A 16372-nucleotide genomic window follows, 5' to 3' on the forward strand; every position below is an offset into this window, starting at 1 on the left:
TCGGCTTCAGCGCCAACCATGAACCGCCGTGGTACGGAACCGTATGCCCGGTGGTGTGAGAGGACGGGGGAGGTGACTCCCCCTCCTACTCGATGAGGCCGGATCAATTACTTGATCTTGGCTTCCTTGTACTCAACGTGCTTGCGAACCACCGGATCGTACTTTTTCATAGCGATCTTTTCCGGGGTGTTACGCTTGTTCTTTTTGGTCGTGTAGAAGTGACCAGTGCCTGCTGAAGATACCAGCTTGATTTTCTCGCGCATGATGCGGCTCCTTATACTTTCTCGCCGCGGGCACGAAGATCGGCCAGCACAGCGTCAATGCCTTTTTTGTCGATGATGCGCATGCCCTTGGTGGAAACGCGCAGCTTCACGAAACGCTTTTCGGACTCAACCCAAAAGCGGTGGTTCTGCAGATTCGGCAGAAAACGACGACGAGTGTGGTTCATCGCGTGGGAAACGTTGTTACCGGTAACCGGACGCTTACCGGTAACCTGACAAACTCTGGACATACTTGCCTCCGACCTGAGCAGTGGTCTTAATAATCAATACGAATTCGTTTTAATGCGTCTCTGGTTGCCCGGGAGCCGGTTCTGCTCCCTGTTCGCGCCTTTAAACGGAACGCTGCCTGCCAGACGCCGCCAGAAAGGGACGCTTTTATACCAGAACTGGCTGCCCAACGCAAAAAATTGTTGGGAATTTGGCCAGATATTGGTGGCGTCTTAGCTCCATTAACTACATCAATCCCCGTTCTGCCAGCGATATTACCTCACCGTGACCAATAACCATATGGTCAAGAACCCTGATATCCACCAGTCCCAGGGCTTCTTTGAGCCGCCGGGTCAGGGAAATGTCTGCCTGGCTGGGCTCCGCCACGCCGGAGGGATGGTTGTGGGCGAAGATGACGGCTGCCGCGTTATCCTCCAGCGCCTGGCGCACCACTTCTCGCGGGTACACCGCCGCACCATCAATGGTGCCCCGGAATAACTCCCGGTACTGAATGACCCGGTGGCGATTGTCCAGAAACAACCCGGCAAACACTTCGTGCGGATAGGTGCCCAGGCGGCTGGTCAGAAAACGCCGGGTGTCCGCCGGCGAACGCAGTGGATCACCCTGGCGTAGAGGCTCGTCCATGACCCGTCGCGCCATTTCCATGGCCGCCTGTACCTGAGCGTACTTAGCGGTGCCCAGCCCTTTGACTTCGCAGAATTGTCTGCGTGAGGCGGTCATCAGACCCCGCAGGCCTGCAAATTCCTCTACCAATTGACGGGCCAGGGCCATTACCGGCGTACCCTGGGTACCCGTGCGCAGAAAAATGGCCAGCAATTCGGCATCCGACAAGGCTTCCGGGCCATGAGCCAGCAGTCGTTCCCGGGGGCGTTCGTCGGTGGGCCAGGTGAGATCCTTCATGGTATGGCTTCCTTGCAACGAGGGAGGACGCGTCCTGCATCCTTTGGGCTGATTGCAAAGGTTACTGCAAAAGGTAACATTTGAAAAACTGCCGGCCTGCCCGGTGACGCCGGCCATGTTATTGTATGGCCCTTTCATGTCAGGCAATTACGGAGCCCATCATGGCTGCCCAACGCATACTGCTGGGAATTACCGGCGGCATTGCCGCCTATAAAAGTGCTGAGCTGGTTCGGTTGTTGAAAAAAGCCGGGGCCGAGGTCCGTGTGGTGATGACTGGCGGGGCGGAGGCGTTCGTTAGGCCGCTTACCTTCCAGGCTCTTAGTGGAGAGCCCGTGCGCACCTCGCTGCTGGATCCGGAGGCCGAGGCCGGTATGGGCCATATTGAGCTGGCGAAATGGGCAGACCGGGTCGTCGTCGCACCGGCGTCGGCCGACTTCCTGGCCCGGCTGGCCCATGGCCTGGCGGATGACCTGCTAACGACCGTGTGCTGCGCCACCGAAGCGCCCATCGCGGTAGCGCCAGCCATGAACCAGGCCATGTGGAAGAACCATCGTAACCAGCGGAACATGGCACTGCTGGCCGACGACCCGCAAATCTCGGTGTGGGGTCCAGGCCAGGGTGATCAGGCCTGTGGCGACACCGGCCTGGGCCGGATGCTGGAGCCCGAGGATCTGGCTGATCGGCTGTTGAATGCGGTGGGCGCAATCCCTGCTGGCGTGTTGGCTGGCAAGCGCCTGGTGATCACCGCCGGGCCCACCCGGGAACCCATCGATCCGGTGCGTTACATCTCCAATCACAGCTCCGGAAAAATGGGCTACGCCATTGCCGAGGCCGCCGCTCAAGCCGGGGCTTCAGTCACGCTGGTCAGTGGCCCGGTGTCGATTCCCGTGCCCGAGGGCGTACAGGTAGTGCCGGTGGAAACCGCTGAGGAGATGCTGGCGGCGTCCCAGAAAGCAGTGGATGAGGGTTGCGATGTGTTCGTCGCGACTGCCGCCGTTGCTGACTATCGCCCGGAAAGTCAGGCGGCTAACAAGATCAAGAAATCCAGCGAGTCGATGAACCTCTCGCTGGTGCGCAACCCCGACACCCTGGCTTCGGTGGCAGCGCGCCCGGATGCGCCTTTCACGGTCGGGTTCGCCGCGGAAACCAGTGATGTCGAGCACTACGCCACCGACAAGATGCGGCGCAAGAAACTGGACATGATCGTGGCCAACGACGTGTCCTCGCCAGGCCTGGGCTTTAACAGCGATCGCAATGCGGTCACGGTGTTCTGGCCGCAAGGCCAGACATCGATTGGCCCGGATACCAAGCTGGCGATTGCCGAGCGCCTGGTGGCGCTGATTGCCCAACACAGCGACAAGGTCACACACCCATGAGCAAACAGACATTACAGTTAAGAATTCTGGATGACCGTATCGGCGGCGAGATTCCGTTCCCCACATACGCAACGGACGGGTCGGCGGGCATTGATCTGCGTGCCTGCCTCAAGGAACCGGTCACCCTGGAGCCGGGCGATACTTACCTGATACCGACCGGGCTTTCGATCCACATTGCCGATCCTTCCCTGGCGGCCATGATCCTGCCCCGCAGTGGTCTGGGGCACAAGCATGGGATCGTGCTGGGTAACCTGGTGGGTCTGATCGATTCGGACTACCAGGGTGAGTTGATGGTGTCCTGCTGGAACCGTGGGCAGTCCACGTTCACCATCAATGTTGGCGAGCGAATCGCGCAGCTGGTCCTGGTGCCGGTGGTGCAGGCGGACTTTGAGGTGGTGTCGGAGTTTGATGCCAGTACTCGAGGCGAGGGCGGTTTTGGTTCCACTGGCCGCCACTGACCTGATCTGAGTCGGCGCAGGTTGCCGCGCTGGCGTCTATAATTGCCGGACAACGATTGGTTCGGGGCGTAACAACAAGCGGGATGCTCTATGAAATTTGGCAGGAAGAAAGCTCAGGAATCGCCAGCTGACGCTGACGACGTGAAACCCAAGAAAAAATTCAAAAAGAAGAACAATAACGGCAATGGCGGCAACAAGCTCAAGAAACTGAGCTCCGTGGCCCTGAGTCAGGCACTTGTCATCCTGCTGGCGGGCGTGGCAATTACCGCCTTGCTGCATTTTGTGGTGTTGACCCCCTCCGCCACCAGTTCGTTTGATCAGGCGCGGGCTCAACAGGCCGACAGTGCGCAACAGAGCCTGAACCGCCATTTTTCCGAGCAGCAGGCCCAGGTGCAGGCGATCGCAAGCCAGCCTTATGTTATTGAATCCATGAGGAATGGTGCCGATCCAGCCGCTTTGGCTAATGAGCTGGAGGCTGCATTGCCCGGGGTGAGCGACGTTTTCATCTTCCCTCGCCGCGAGATTCCCCGCACTGGCCAGAACGACACCCTGCTCGGTTTCGCCGGGCTGGAGCTGGCACGCCGGGCGGAGCAGGGCCGTTCACTGTTGCCGGATGCTTTCCCCAGGAACAGTCGCTGGTATCTCCAGTTTGCCGCTCCCATCCAGCAATCGGAAGGTGGGGCCGTCCTTGGTAGCCTGCTGGCGGTGTACCCGGCTAACCAGCTTCGCCCCCTGCTTACCCTTGGTCACACCGACATGAATGGCCGGCTAGCCCTGGTGCAGACCATTTCCGGCAATGCCCAGACAGTGGTTTCTGCCGGCAACGGCTCGGGCACCACCGAAACCCGTCGACTGATCAATCCGGACTGGTCCGTGGCCTACCAACCGGCCGGATCCCCCGAGCCGGCAGTGAGCCTGGTAATGGTGGCTGCAGTGGTCGCCATTCCCATTGTGCTGGCCGTGATTGTGGTCTGGGTTCTGGTGGGCGGTGCCCAGCGTGGGTTGCGCCAGGATTTGGCCGGGCTGATCCAGTGGGCTCACAAGGTGTTCGGGGGTGAAAAGGTCAAGCAGCCGGACTTCCGTTGGGACATGGTGGCCTCCACCGGCGAAGTGTTCCACCGCCTGTCCCAGGTGGTTGAAAAGCGGGTGGCCAAAGCGAGTGAACAGGCCCGGCCCAAGCCGGCCCCAACGAAAAAGGCCCAAGCCTCGGAAGAGGAAGATCCGCTGTTCCAGGACAGTGACGTACCTGACATCGACATGCTGGATGGCGACGAGGACGTCCTTGGCTTCGGTAGTGGAGGCTCAAAATCCTCCAGTGATCCGTTGTTTGATGAAGATATTCCGGATGTGCTGGAAAACGCGCTACCGGAAGTCTCCATCGCCCAGGAAATGTTCCGGGCCTACGACATTCGGGGCATTGTTGGTGAGAACCTGTCGGCCGAGGTGGTGGAAGTCATTGGCCGGGCCATCGGGTCCGAAGCGGGTGATCGTGGTGTGACAGCGCTGTGCATCGGTTACGACGGTCGCCACTCCAGCCCGGAACTGGCCGATGCCCTGGCCCGTGGCGTCATGGCTACCGGCTGTAACGTGATTCACGTGGGTGCGGTGCCCACGCCAGTCTTGTACTTCGCTACCCATCACCTGCAGACCGGCTCTGGCGTGATGGTCACTGGTAGTCATAATCCGGCCAATTACAACGGCCTGAAGATCATGCTGGGCGGCGAGACCCTGTCCGGGGAAGCCATCCAGAAACTGTACCAACGGACCCAGAACGCGGACTTCAATGCCGGCCAGGGCGCCCAGTCCCGGGAGGATGTTCGTCGGGCGTACCTGGATCGTATTGTCGGCGATATCGCCGTGGCCGCGCCGCTCAAGGTGGTGGTGGATGCCGGTAACGGCATCGCCGGTGAGCTGGCCCCGATGCTGGTGGAAGAATTGGGTTGTGAAGTGACACCCCTGTACTGCGAGGTGGATGGCAACTTCCCGAACCACCACCCCGACCCCGGCCAACCGGCCAACCTCAAAGACCTGATTGCCAAGGTCAAGGAAACCGGTGCCGACATCGGCCTGGCCTTCGACGGCGATGGTGACCGCCTGGGCGTGGTAACCAACACCGGCAAGATCATCTGGCCGGACCGCCTGCTGATGCTCCTGGCCCGTGACGTGGTATCCCGAAACCCCGGCGCCGATGTGCTGTATGACGTAAAATGCAGCCGTCGACTGGCCGGGGTGATCTCCGAAGCTGGCGGCCGCCCGGTCATGTGGAAAACCGGCCACTCGCTGATGAAGGCGAAAATGAAGGAAACCGGTGCGCTGCTGGCCGGTGAAATGAGCGGCCACATTTTCTTTGGCGAGCGCTGGTACGGCTTTGACGATGCCCTGTACACCGCCGCCCGTCTGTTGGAAATCCTGGGCATTGAAGACCGTCACAGCGACGAGATCTTCGCCGACTTCCCGGAGGACATCAGCACGCCCGAGCTCAACGTGGAAGTCACCGAAAGTGAGAAGTTCGCCATTATCAAGCGATTGGGCGAGCAGGGCGACTTCGGTGATGGCAACATCAGCACCATTGATGGTATCCGCGTGGATTATGCCGATGGCTGGGGCCTGTGCCGCGCCTCGAACACCACGCCGGTACTGGTGCTGCGCTTTGAGGCGGAAACCGAGGAAGCGTTGGAACGGATCAAAGGCGTATTCCGTGACCAGCTGCAGAAGGCCGCTCCGGACGTGGTTCCGGATTTCTGAACTGAATTGACTGACAACCCATTTTGAACCGCAAGGACATTGACCAAACCATGGCGCTGGATCGTGAAACCGCAATGCAAGTGGCCTCGGTATTAAGCCGGGGCCTGCCCTATATACAACGCTTTACCGGCAAGACCGTTGTCATCAAGTACGGCGGCAACGCCATGGAAAACGAGGAGCTGAAGAGCAGCTTCGCCCGAGATGTGGTCCTGATGAAGCTGGTGGGCATCAACCCGATTGTGGTGCACGGTGGCGGTCCCCAGATCGGTGAATTGCTGGAGCGCCTGAATATCCAGTCCCGCTTCGTAAACGGTATGCGGGTAACCGATTCCGAAACCATGGATGTGGTCGAGATGGTGCTCGGTGGCCAGGTGAACAAGGAGATCGTCTCCCTGATTAACTCCCACGGTGGCACAGCCGTTGGCCTGACCGGTAAGGATGCCAACCTGATTCGCGCCAGCAAGTTGGAAGTGGTGAACCGATCCGAAGAACTGGAGCGTACGGAAATCATTGATATCGGACACGTGGGCGAAGTGGCCAGCGTGAATGTGGATGTGATCGACATGCTCACCCGCAGCAACGTGATTCCGGTAATCGCCCCGATCGGTGTGGGGCCGGATGGTGCCTCCTATAACATTAACGCGGACCTGGTGGCCGGCAAGGTGGCCGAAGCCATGAAAGCGGAGAAACTGATCCTGCTGACCAACGTGTCCGGCCTGAAGGACAAGAACGACAAGGTGCTGACCGGCCTGACGGCCCAGCAGGTCAATGACCTGATTGAAGATGGCACCATTCATGGCGGCATGTTGCCCAAGATTCGCTGTGCACTGAATGCGGTCGAAAACGACGTGAAAACGGCCCACATCATCGATGGCCGTGTCGCCCATGCATGCCTGCTGGAAATCTTTACCGATGAAGGTGTCGGTACCCTGATTTCCCGCAACTGAGTCACCAGAGCGGGAGCCAACGGATGAAACGCCTGCTGTCTTTGCTTGTGATTACAGGGATTGTGGTGGTCGCCGGCTACAAGGCCGGCGTCTGGTACCTGGCGGACCAGCGCCTGGCACAAGCCCGTACCGCGCTCTCCGACTACGGCGTTCTCAAGCGTGGTCAGATTGGCTCAACGTTCGGTGGTGCCCTGGTACTGAAGCAGGCTGGCTGGGAGGACTTCCGCCTGACCCGACCCCTTGAGGCCGGGCAGGTAACGTTCGATGCGGGCTCTCCGGTCACACTGCTGAGCTTTTTGCTGGACCCCAGGCCCCTGCCCGCCAATTGGACCCTCACCGCTGACAACGTGACCCTGCAACTGGAGCCGGCCATGTTTCGCACCTGGGTGACCCAGGGCGCGTCTCCTCAGACCACCGCTCAGCCTTTGGTCGCCCTTTCCTGTGGCCCCGATGCGAGGCAGCAGCCAGGCAGTGGTGACCTGTTGCGCATGGGCATCCGGGAACTGGCGGGCGATATCCTGCTACGGCAAACCGTTGATGCCCTGGTGATGGAGATTAATACCGGTAAAACCGGCAGCCTCGAGCTGCGCTGGCCAGAGGCCCGTCTCAACCTGCAACGACCGGAGGCCATTGCCGATTCCAGTGCACAAGCCATTGAGGTGACCCTGCGGGACGCCGGCCTTATGCGCAAACTGTCGGCCTATTGCGTTCGCGAAACCGGCCTGGAGCTTGAACAATGGCTCACGGAGGCCTCGGACGCACTAACCGAAGGGTTGGCGGCTCGGGGTTACCAGCCCAGCAAGCAGCTGCTGGCCCTGTACCGCCGGTGGCTGGCCGAGGGTGGCGAACTGAGTTTTCCGGTGACGCCGCAATCCCCAACCCTGGGTATACCCGTTCATGGCTCCGAGGCCGAAGAGCCGGGCAACTGGCCGGTACGCTGGAATGGCAACCGGGTACCCGAGGTTTATCTCACCCGCATTGAAACACCGGAACCGGAATCCGCCAAGGAGCCGGCAGAATCGCAGCCGACCCAGGGCGAGGCACGCGGGCCGGCATGGTCGGTTGAAACCCTGATCTCCGCCGAAAACTGGCTGGGGCGCCAGGTACGGGTCACACTGAATAGTGGCAAACAGGTGGAAGGTCGCCTGGAACTCGTGGGTGACCGGGAACTGGAAATTGCCCGTATGCTCGACACTGGTGAAGTGGTCTATCCGATCCTGAAACGCGCAATCAGCACATTTGAGGTCTGGCGCAGGGCCCAGCCAGACTGACACCCAAAGCCAGGAGGCAGTCATGGTGCAAGGCACAGACACATCCCGTCAGGTACCGGGCATCCAGGAGATGCTGACCCGGCTGATTTCCCTGCCCTCGATCTCCAGCGCGTCGGCCGACTGGGATCACAGCAACGAGGCGGTGGTCCGCACCCTGGCCGAATGGCTGGAGCCGATGGGGTTCACCGTGGAGATCCTGGAAGTGCCCGGCATGCCGGGCAAGTACAACCTGATTGCCACCCTGGGCAGTGGCCCCGGTGGCTTGGTGCTGTCCGGCCACACCGATACCGTGCCGTTTGACGACAAGCGCTGGCAGAGCGACCCCTTCACCCTGACCGAGAAGGATAACCGCTGGTACGGCCTGGGCACCTGTGACATGAAAGGCTTCTTCCCGCTGGCCATCGAAGCGGCGAAAGCGTTTGTGGATCAGCCACTGCAGCAGCCATTGATCATCCTGGCCACGGCCGACGAAGAAAGCTCCATGAACGGTGCCCGGGCGCTGGCCGAGGCCGGCAAACCCAAGGCCCGTTACGCGGTCATTGGCGAGCCTACGAGCCTGCAGCCGGTGCGCATGCACAAGGGCATCATGATGGAGCGCCTGAAATTCGAAGGGCAATCCGGGCACTCGTCAGACCCCGGCCTGGGTCGTAATGCCCTGGAAGGCATGCACGAGGCGATGGGGGAACTGCTGAGCCTGCGCCAGCAGTGGCAGTCGCAATACCAGAACCCCAATTTCCGCGTGCAGGTGCCCACCATGAACCTGGGCTGCATCCACGGGGGCGACAACCCCAACCGGATCTGTGCCCAGTGCGAGCTGCATTTTGACCTCCGCCCGCTGCCAGGCATGGACATGGCGGGCCTGCGCCAGGCAATCCTGGACCGGCTGCAGCCGGTGGCCGAACGCCGGGAACTGGGCCTGACCTTCGAGCCCCTGTTCGACGGCGTTCCGCCCTTCGAGACCCCGGCCGATGCTGCCCTGGTGAAAGCCTGTGAAAAGCTGACCGGCCACACCGCCCACGCCGTGGCGTTTGCCACCGAGGCGCCCTGGCTGCAGAAGCTGGGCATGGAAACCCTGGTGATGGGACCGGGCTCCATTGACCAGGCGCACCAGCCCGACGAATACCTGGAACTCTCGCAACTTGAGCCGACGCTGGATATCCTGCGCGGCCTGATTAAACAGTTCTGTCTTGAGGGGAAAGAGGCTTGAAATCAAACGACTGGCTGCACGGGTTCCGCCATTCCTCCCCGTACATCAATGCGCACCGGGGCCGGACGGTGGTACTGACCATGCCCGGCGATGCCATAGAGCACCGCAACTTCATCAACATCATCCACGACATCGCCCTGCTCAGTAGCCTGGGCGTGAAACTGGTGGTGGCCTTTGGCGCGCGCCCCCAGATCCAGTCCCGCCTGGATGAAGCCGGCCTGGAATCCTCCTTCGCCGGCAACCTGCGCATCACCCCGGACAACCAGTTGCCCCTGGTGATGGAGGCCATTGGCGGCTTGCGGGCCTATATCGAAAGCCAGTTGTCCATGGGACTGGTGAATTCGCCCATGCACAACGCCCGTATTCTGGTCAGCAGTGGCAACTATGTGACCGCCAAGCCCGTTGGTGTGCTGGATGGCATCGACTTCGGCTATACCGGCAAAGTGCGCCGTATTGAGACGCGTGGCATCGAGCAACTCCTGGAAAGGGGCCATATCGTGCTACTGCCTCCCATGGGCTACTCGCCTACCGGTGATGCCTTCAATCTGTCCTACGAAGACGTGGGCAGTCAGGTGGCCGCCGCTCTGGCAGCGGAAAAGCTGATCGTCTTTATCGACGATGAGGGGCTGCTGGAGGAGGACGGTGCCCTGATCCGCGAACTCTCCGCACAACAGGCCTCTGAACGCCTGAAAGCCAATAGTGTGACCGGACACGACGCTGCCTTGCTGAAAGCCGCGTGCGATGCCTGCGTCAAAGGCGTTCGCCGGGCTCACATCATCAGCTATGCTGAAGATGGGGCCTTGCTGGAGGAACTGTTCACCCGCGATGGCTCCGGCACCCTGGTCAGCGGTGACAACTACGAGCAGATCCGCGAGGCCCGGGTGGAAGACATCGGCGGCATTCTGGAACTGATCCAGCCGCTGGAAGAGCAGGGCATTCTGGTGCGGCGGTCCCGGGAAATGCTGGAAACCGAAATCGACAGCTTTGTAGTGGCGGAAAGGGATGGCACCGTGGTCGGGTGTGCCGCGCTTTATGATTATCCCGAGGAAGCCGCCGGGGAGTTGTCTTGCTTCGCCGTGGACCCGAATTACCGCCGCTCGGGGCGTGGCGATGAGCTGCTGGCGATGATTGAAAAACTCGCCCGGGGGAAGGGCATCCGCAACCTCTTCATCCTGACCACCCAGACCGAGCACTGGTTCCGGGAGCGGGGCTTTTTGCCGGCAGCGGTGCAGGATCTACCGGGGCCCAAGCTGGCCACCTATAATACCCAGCGCAATTCTAAGGTGTTCGTTAAACCCTTGTGATCACGGCAGGACAGGATGGAGTCAAGAGAGCGTCGTAGTAGCACGCGTCAACCAATCAAACTGGCCGCCCGCATAGAAGCGGGTGACGGGCTCAGTTTGCCCTGTCAGATTGCCGACTTCTGCCCGGAAGGTCTGTTCATTCGCTATTCCGGAGAGACTTCCAGCCGGCTTGACCGGGCCTTTGTGGGAGGGATGCCGGAAGAACTGGTGGTGCGCTTCCGGGGACCGGACGGCAAGCGCAGCCATGAGCTGCACGCGAAACCGGCCCGACGAATTGAAGGCGCCATGGGTGTGCAGCTAACGCGGCCCAATCCCCAGGCCCTGGACGCCATGTTGCAGTTGTGCGGTAGCACCGGCGAGCAGCAACCGGCCAGCCTGAAAGCGCCCAGCGAACAGGTGCAGTTCGTTTTGCGCCAATCTGCGAGGGCCATTATCCAGTTCATTGAACCCCTGATGACCAACTGCTTTGGCCGTACCTATGATGCCTTGCAGCAGGCTGCCCGGAAAGCCGCCAGTGACCAGTTGGCGAATGAGCTGATGGACGCGTCGGGTCTGCTCCAGAGCCGTCAGCGCCTGATTTGGCAGCAGATGGCCCGACACCTGGAATCGCCACTCAAGCCCGAGAAAAAGGGCACACCCGCCAGCCTGTCCGTGGTCGACAAGAACGAGTTTGAAGACTGGCTGGCCATCCGGGTGATGGTTACCCGGGCGGATACCCTGTTCCGGGGCGATCTGTTACCCCTGAAGCTTCGTCTGGACGCCCTGGGCATTGCCAACCGTACCGGTCATCACAATCCGCTTGGCCCCGCTCTGGTCTGTGAAGCGTTCCATGAAGGGCTGGCCCAGCTTCAGTTTGTCCGGGAGGTTGAGAAGGTCTGTCTGAAAACCTTTGAAGACACCGTGTTGCGGCAACTGGGCCCGCTCTACGAAGAACTGAACAATATTCTGGTTCGTCAGGGTGTACTGCCTGACCTAGATTTGTCCCGCTATCTCAGCGAACAGACACAGACCGCCCCCCGGCCCAAGAAAGCGGAGCCAGTGGAGGCGGAGAGCAAGCCAGCGTCGGAAAACGTATCCGCTAAACCTGCGGGCAACCCCACTGGGCGTGTGATGGAAGCCGCAGCGGTGGCGCGTTCCGGCAATGAATTCCAGGGCTACCTGAGTGCTGCACAGACGGCCTTTGCCACTGTCCGCAACCTGTTAGGCTCGTTGCAGGCCAGCCGCCTGGCGCAGGGCCAGGCCGAGGTTGACCCGTTTCCAGTCAACGCGCGCCCGGTGTCACCTCGGGAACTGCAGGAGCAGTTACAGGAACTGCAGGTCAACGTGCCTGAGCCGGCCGAGTCGCCCACCTCACTGCGGGAGCGGGTGGTTGAGAAAATCCGCCTGAACGAAGACCTGCGCCTGAACGAAGAGCAGCAGGACACCCTGGATGTGGTCGACCGCTTCTTCAAAAGTGTGATCGAGAGCCCGCGGATTGGGAATTTTGCCCAGACCCGGTTACGGCAACTGGAAGTCCCGGTGCTGAAAGTGGTGATGCGTGATCCCGCCTTTTTCGAGGATCAGGACAGCCCGGTGCGCGGCGTAATGAACCGCCTGGCGCAGTTGGGTGTGAAAGGCGGTCGGCTTAACCCCGTGGTGCAGCGCCGCGTGGATGAGCTGGTACAAAAAATCGCCACCGAGTTCGAGCAGGACACCGGTATCTTCGAGCAGACCGTGACTGAACTGGACAGCCTGATTGACCGCCAGAACCTGGTCTACCGTCGCAACGTGGAACGGGTGACTGCCGCCGCGGAAGGCGCCCAGAAGGTGTCGGAATCCAAAGAAGCCGTGATTGAGGCCGTGGATAAGCGGCTCGCCGGTAAAACCGTTCCCAGGGCCGTGGTCAGTCTTTTGGATGGCGGCTGGCGGGATTTGCTCTCACTGACCTGGATTCGCCAGGGGCCGGACAGCCAGCTGTGGCAGGATTACCTGGCGGTGATTGATTCCCTGGTGGCCTTTGGTGAAGACCCGGATAGCGGCATCAACCTGCCGGAACTCCTCCGGCTGATTCAGGATGGCCTGGCATCCATTTCCAGTAACCACATGCCGTCCTCGCACATCCGTGATGAGCTCAAGCGGTTTCTGGTCCGCAAGCCGGACCGGCCACCGGAGATGGTGCAAATGCCTGCCGCTTCCGAGGTGGGGCAGGGCCAGCCTTCACTGGACGAGCGCGAACAGCGCAGCCTCCAGCGCTGGATCAATCGTGCCCGTCAGCTGCGCACCGGCGACTGGTTGCGTGATCAGGCCAAGCCGGACGAACCCCAGTACATCCGCCTGGTCTGGGTGGCCCGGAACTTCGGTCGTTTCGTGTTTGTGAATCACCAGGGCATGCGGGTGGTGGAATTGGAGCTTTCGGAACTGGCCCGCCAGATGCGCAAGGGTATTGTCGTGCCCGACACCCAGTATGATAGGCCCCTGGTGGATGAGAGCATTGACCGGATGGTGCGCAACGTTTATGACCAATTGTCCTGGGCCTCAACCCACGATGAAGTGACGCACCTGCTGAACCGCCGCGAATTTGAACGCATGGTGGAACAGCAACTGGTCCGTCACGAGGATAACCGGTCCCTGCTGCACCTGGATCTGCGGGGCTTCCGGCTGCTCAGCGATACTGCCGGTTACCAGGCCGCCGACGCGGCGTTGAAACAGGTGGCCGACGTACTGCGCCACCACGCCACCGATGGCATGCCCGTGGGCCGGATGGCTGACACGGAATTTGCCATGCTGGTGCCTGCTGAGCAGGCGGAGACCATCGCCCCTCAGTTGGTCGAAGCCCTTGAAGCCGAGGCGTTCTCATTTGACGGACGCAGCTACCAGCTTTCCGCGAACATAGGTCTGGTGCCGGAATTGCCCGAGCTGATCAGTGCCGAGCGCTGGCTCCGGGCTTCAGACCGGGCCCTTTCTGCTGCCCGCAAACTCGGCCCCGGCAAGGTCGCCCACTACGCTCCGGATAACGACGAACAGGCCCGCCAGGAGCAGATTGCTGCCCGCGTTGCTGGCCTGAGTAATCCCAGTGACGAGAGCATGCTGCTGCGCTGCCAGAAGATCATCCCGTTGCACCAGAAGACGAAGATGCCGGCGCAGTACGAAGTGCTGATCAGCATGTATGACGACAATGGCCAGATGATTACCGGCCAGGATTTCGTCAACATGGCTGAGCGCTATGACCGCATGCAGCTGGTGGATCGCTGGGTGGTAGGGCACATGCTGGACTGGCTGCGGGACAAGGCCCCCGATCCCGGACAGATTGCCGGCGTGTGCATTAACCTGTCCGGGCACTCGCTCAATGACCAGTCTTTGCTGGAATTCATCTACGAAAAGCTCAGTGAGAAGGATGCGCCCATTGAGCGCTTGTGGTTTGAACTCACCGAGGCCTCCGCCATCCAGGACCTTCAGGCGGTGTCGGAGTTCATGGCCGAAATGCAGGAGTTGGGTTGTCGTTTCTGTCTGGCCAACTTTGGCAGTGGCCCCGGCTCCTTCGAGTTCATGCGCTCCCTGCCGGTGGACCTGATCAAGATCGACAGCGCCTTTACCGGCCAGGTGGACAGCAGCCAGACCGACCAGGCGATGGTGAAGTCCATGGTCGATATGGCGCACTACATGAAGCGGGAAGTGATTGCCTCGAAAGTCGAATCCCGTCCAGCGCTTGATGTCCTCAAGCATCTGGGAGTGGATTACGCCCAAGGCTTCCTGATCGAGAAGCCCCGGTTGCTGAACAGTGTGATCCAGTAATCCGTCAGGCTGTCAGCCGACCATCCCGGAAATCCTGCAGGGTCTGTTCGATCTCTTCCCGGGTGTTCATGACGAATGGCCCATACTGGGCAATGGGTTCACCAATGGGTTTGCCGCCAATCAGCAGCACGCGGGCACCGCCGTCACCGGCTGTCAGGCAAATACTGTCTCCGTCGGTCAGGATGCTCGCCGCTGACTCCTGCAGCGGGCTGCGTCCGGTGTCGGTGACCAGCGCCGCTTCCCCGTCGTACAGGTACACCAGGGCGTTAAGGGCCTCAGGCACTGTTACGGTCAGTTGGGCACCGGCTTCCAGTTGCAGATCGGCATAAAGGGGCTGGGTCGTGCCGCCGCTGACAGCGCCCGTTGTGGTATTGGCATCGATCTCCAGCTCACCGGCGATGACCTTGATGGTGGCTTCGAGGGAAGTCACCGTGGGTATGTCTTCGGGCTGTATGTCCCGGTACCCCGCTGGTTTCATCTTTTCGGCGGCGGGCAGGTTCAGCCAGAGCTGGAAGCCGCGCATCAGCCCTTGCTCCTGCTGTGGCATCTCCGAATGCACGATGCCGCGCCCGGCCGTCATCCATTGCACGCCGCCGTTACGCAGGTTGCCCCGGTTCCCCAGGTGATCCTCATGCAGCATGTGGCCTTCAATCATGTAGGTGACGGTTTCAAAGCCTCGGTGCGGGTGGGCGGGGAAGCCGGCCAGGTAATCTTTGGGCTCGTCGGAGCCAAATTCATCCAGCATCAGGAATGGGTCCATCCGGATGCTTTGGCGTTGGCCCAGGGAGCGTTTGATGCGCACACCGGCACCGTCTGAGGTTTCCAGTGCGGGAATGGTTTGAGCAATGGCGCGAAGAGTCATACCGGCCTCCTGTTAAGGGATCATGCCCCTATTAAAACCGGCTGCCGGGTGGGATGAAAACGCAGAATTCTGGCAGGTGTGATCAAAAAAACTGAACAAATAAAAACGGCAGCCCGGAGGCTGCCGCGATACGGCTTATTCCACGTTGCGGGAATAGAAGATTTCCAGCATCTCCCGGCGCAGTCGGCTTTCAATGGACTGGGCCTCGCTCGGGTTGAGGTCGTCGGCATTCACGCCAAACACGTAGTTATCAAGATTGAAGTTCTTCAGCATCATCTTGGTGTGGAACAGGTTTTCCTGGTACACGTTCACATCGATCATCTGGTACGCCGCCTGGGTGTCCTCTGACAGGTAGTTCTGGATCGAGTTGATATCGTGGTCGATGTAGTGCTTAGTGCCGTCCACATCGCGGGTGAAGCCGCGTACCCGGTAATCCACGGTGACCACATCCGAATCAAAACTGTGAATCAGGTAGTTCAGGACCTTTAGCGGCGAGATCAGACCGCAGGTGGACACGTCGATGTCGGCCCGGAAGGTACTTACGCCGTCATGAGGATGGCTCTCCGGGTAGGTGTGAACAGTGACGTGGCTCTTGTCCAGGTGGGCAACAATGGTGTCCGGCAGCGGGCCCGGAGATTCCTCGTTGTTGGCGTCCGGGCCGGTCAGCTCGTGTTCGGCGATCAGCATCGTGACCGATGCGCCATGGGGCTCATAATCCTGGCGTGCAATGTTCAGGATATTGGCGCCGATGATTTTTACCACATCGCTTAGGATCTGGGTCAGACGTTCGGCGTTGTACATCTCATCGATGTAATCAATGTAAGCCGCCCGCTGCTCTTCGGTCTGCGCGTAACAGATATCGTAGATGTTGAAGCTCAGGGACTTGGTCAGGTTGTTGAACCCGTGCAGCTGCAGTTTGCTTTCCGTCGTCATTGTTCACCTTTTGCGCAGACCGGTAAAAAAGAGGCGTATTATGCACAGCACTTATGCCACTGAATAGTCTTTGCAAACACTTTTCGATG

Annotated in this window: 13 protein-coding genes; 8 read left to right on the plus strand and 5 right to left on the minus strand. The window is 60.3% G+C overall.

Annotation, left to right across the window (positions count from 1 at the left end; genetic code table 11):
• Positions 1-107: 107 nt before the first annotated feature.
• The 3 genes from rpmG to radC all read right to left on the minus strand — a co-directional run bounded on the left by rpmG (position 108) and on the right by radC (position 1409).
• Positions 108-263 (minus strand): 50S ribosomal protein L33, encoded by a 156-nt coding sequence (gene rpmG, locus BY454_RS15000; RefSeq protein ID WP_091701227.1) that lies wholly within the window; start codon positions 261-263, stop codon positions 108-110.
• 11 nt (positions 264-274) lie between these two features.
• A complete protein-coding gene (gene rpmB, locus BY454_RS15005) occupies positions 275-511 on the minus strand; it encodes a 50S ribosomal protein L28 (protein WP_011786975.1) in 237 nt (78 codons plus the stop codon).
• Between the two features lie 223 nt (positions 512-734).
• Complete coding sequence (gene radC / locus BY454_RS15010; RefSeq protein WP_104417396.1) at positions 735-1409, minus strand: RadC family protein; 675 nt, start codon at positions 1407-1409, stop codon at positions 735-737.
• 161 nt (positions 1410-1570) lie between these two features.
• Here radC and coaBC point away from each other — a divergent pair, with 161 nt between their 5' ends.
• The 8 genes from coaBC (at position 1571) to BY454_RS15050 (ending at position 14488) form a co-directional block, all read left to right on the plus strand.
• Positions 1571-2785, plus strand: a complete 1215-nt coding sequence (gene coaBC / locus BY454_RS15015; RefSeq protein WP_104417397.1) for a bifunctional phosphopantothenoylcysteine decarboxylase/phosphopantothenate--cysteine ligase CoaBC — start codon at positions 1571-1573, stop codon at positions 2783-2785.
• Complete coding sequence (dut, locus tag BY454_RS15020) at positions 2782-3243, plus strand: dUTP diphosphatase (RefSeq protein WP_104417398.1); 462 nt, start codon at positions 2782-2784, stop codon at positions 3241-3243. Before coaBC ends, dut begins: the two co-directional genes overlap by 4 nt.
• 90 nt (positions 3244-3333) lie before the next feature.
• Complete coding sequence (locus BY454_RS17160) at positions 3334-5988, plus strand: phosphomannomutase/phosphoglucomutase (RefSeq protein WP_104417399.1); 2655 nt, start codon at positions 3334-3336, stop codon at positions 5986-5988.
• Positions 5989-6038: 50 nt separating this feature from the next.
• Entirely contained in the window at positions 6039-6935 is an 897-nt protein-coding gene (gene argB, locus BY454_RS15030; protein WP_104417418.1) for an acetylglutamate kinase, read from the plus strand.
• A 23-nt stretch (positions 6936-6958) separates the two neighbouring features.
• Positions 6959-8206, plus strand: coding sequence for an acetylornithine deacetylase (locus BY454_RS15035; RefSeq protein WP_104417400.1), 1248 nt, complete (start codon positions 6959-6961; stop codon positions 8204-8206).
• 22 nt (positions 8207-8228) lie between these two features.
• Positions 8229-9413 (plus strand): acetylornithine deacetylase, encoded by a 1185-nt coding sequence (gene argE / locus BY454_RS15040; protein WP_104417401.1) that lies wholly within the window; start codon positions 8229-8231, stop codon positions 9411-9413.
• Positions 9410-10717, plus strand: coding sequence for an amino-acid N-acetyltransferase (gene argA / locus BY454_RS15045; RefSeq protein WP_104417402.1), 1308 nt, complete (start codon positions 9410-9412; stop codon positions 10715-10717). Before argE ends, argA begins: the two co-directional genes overlap by 4 nt.
• Before the next feature lie 15 nt (positions 10718-10732).
• Positions 10733-14488: a DUF1631 family protein gene (locus BY454_RS15050; RefSeq protein ID WP_104417403.1), complete on the plus strand. Its 3756-nt coding sequence runs from the start codon at positions 10733-10735 to the stop codon at positions 14486-14488.
• Between the two features lie 4 nt (positions 14489-14492).
• Here the strand turns inward: BY454_RS15050 and BY454_RS15055 are convergent, their stop codons facing one another.
• Positions 14493-15350, minus strand: coding sequence for a pirin family protein (locus BY454_RS15055; RefSeq protein ID WP_104417404.1), 858 nt, complete (start codon positions 15348-15350; stop codon positions 14493-14495).
• Positions 15351-15485: 135 nt separating this feature from the next.
• A complete protein-coding gene (speD, locus tag BY454_RS15060; protein ID WP_104417405.1) occupies positions 15486-16283 on the minus strand; it encodes an adenosylmethionine decarboxylase in 798 nt (265 codons plus the stop codon).
• Positions 16284-16372 lie beyond the last annotated feature (89 nt).

It is taken from the genome of Marinobacter persicus (genome assembly GCF_002934325.1).
Taxonomy (GTDB): domain Bacteria; phylum Pseudomonadota; class Gammaproteobacteria; order Pseudomonadales; family Oleiphilaceae; genus Marinobacter; species Marinobacter persicus_A.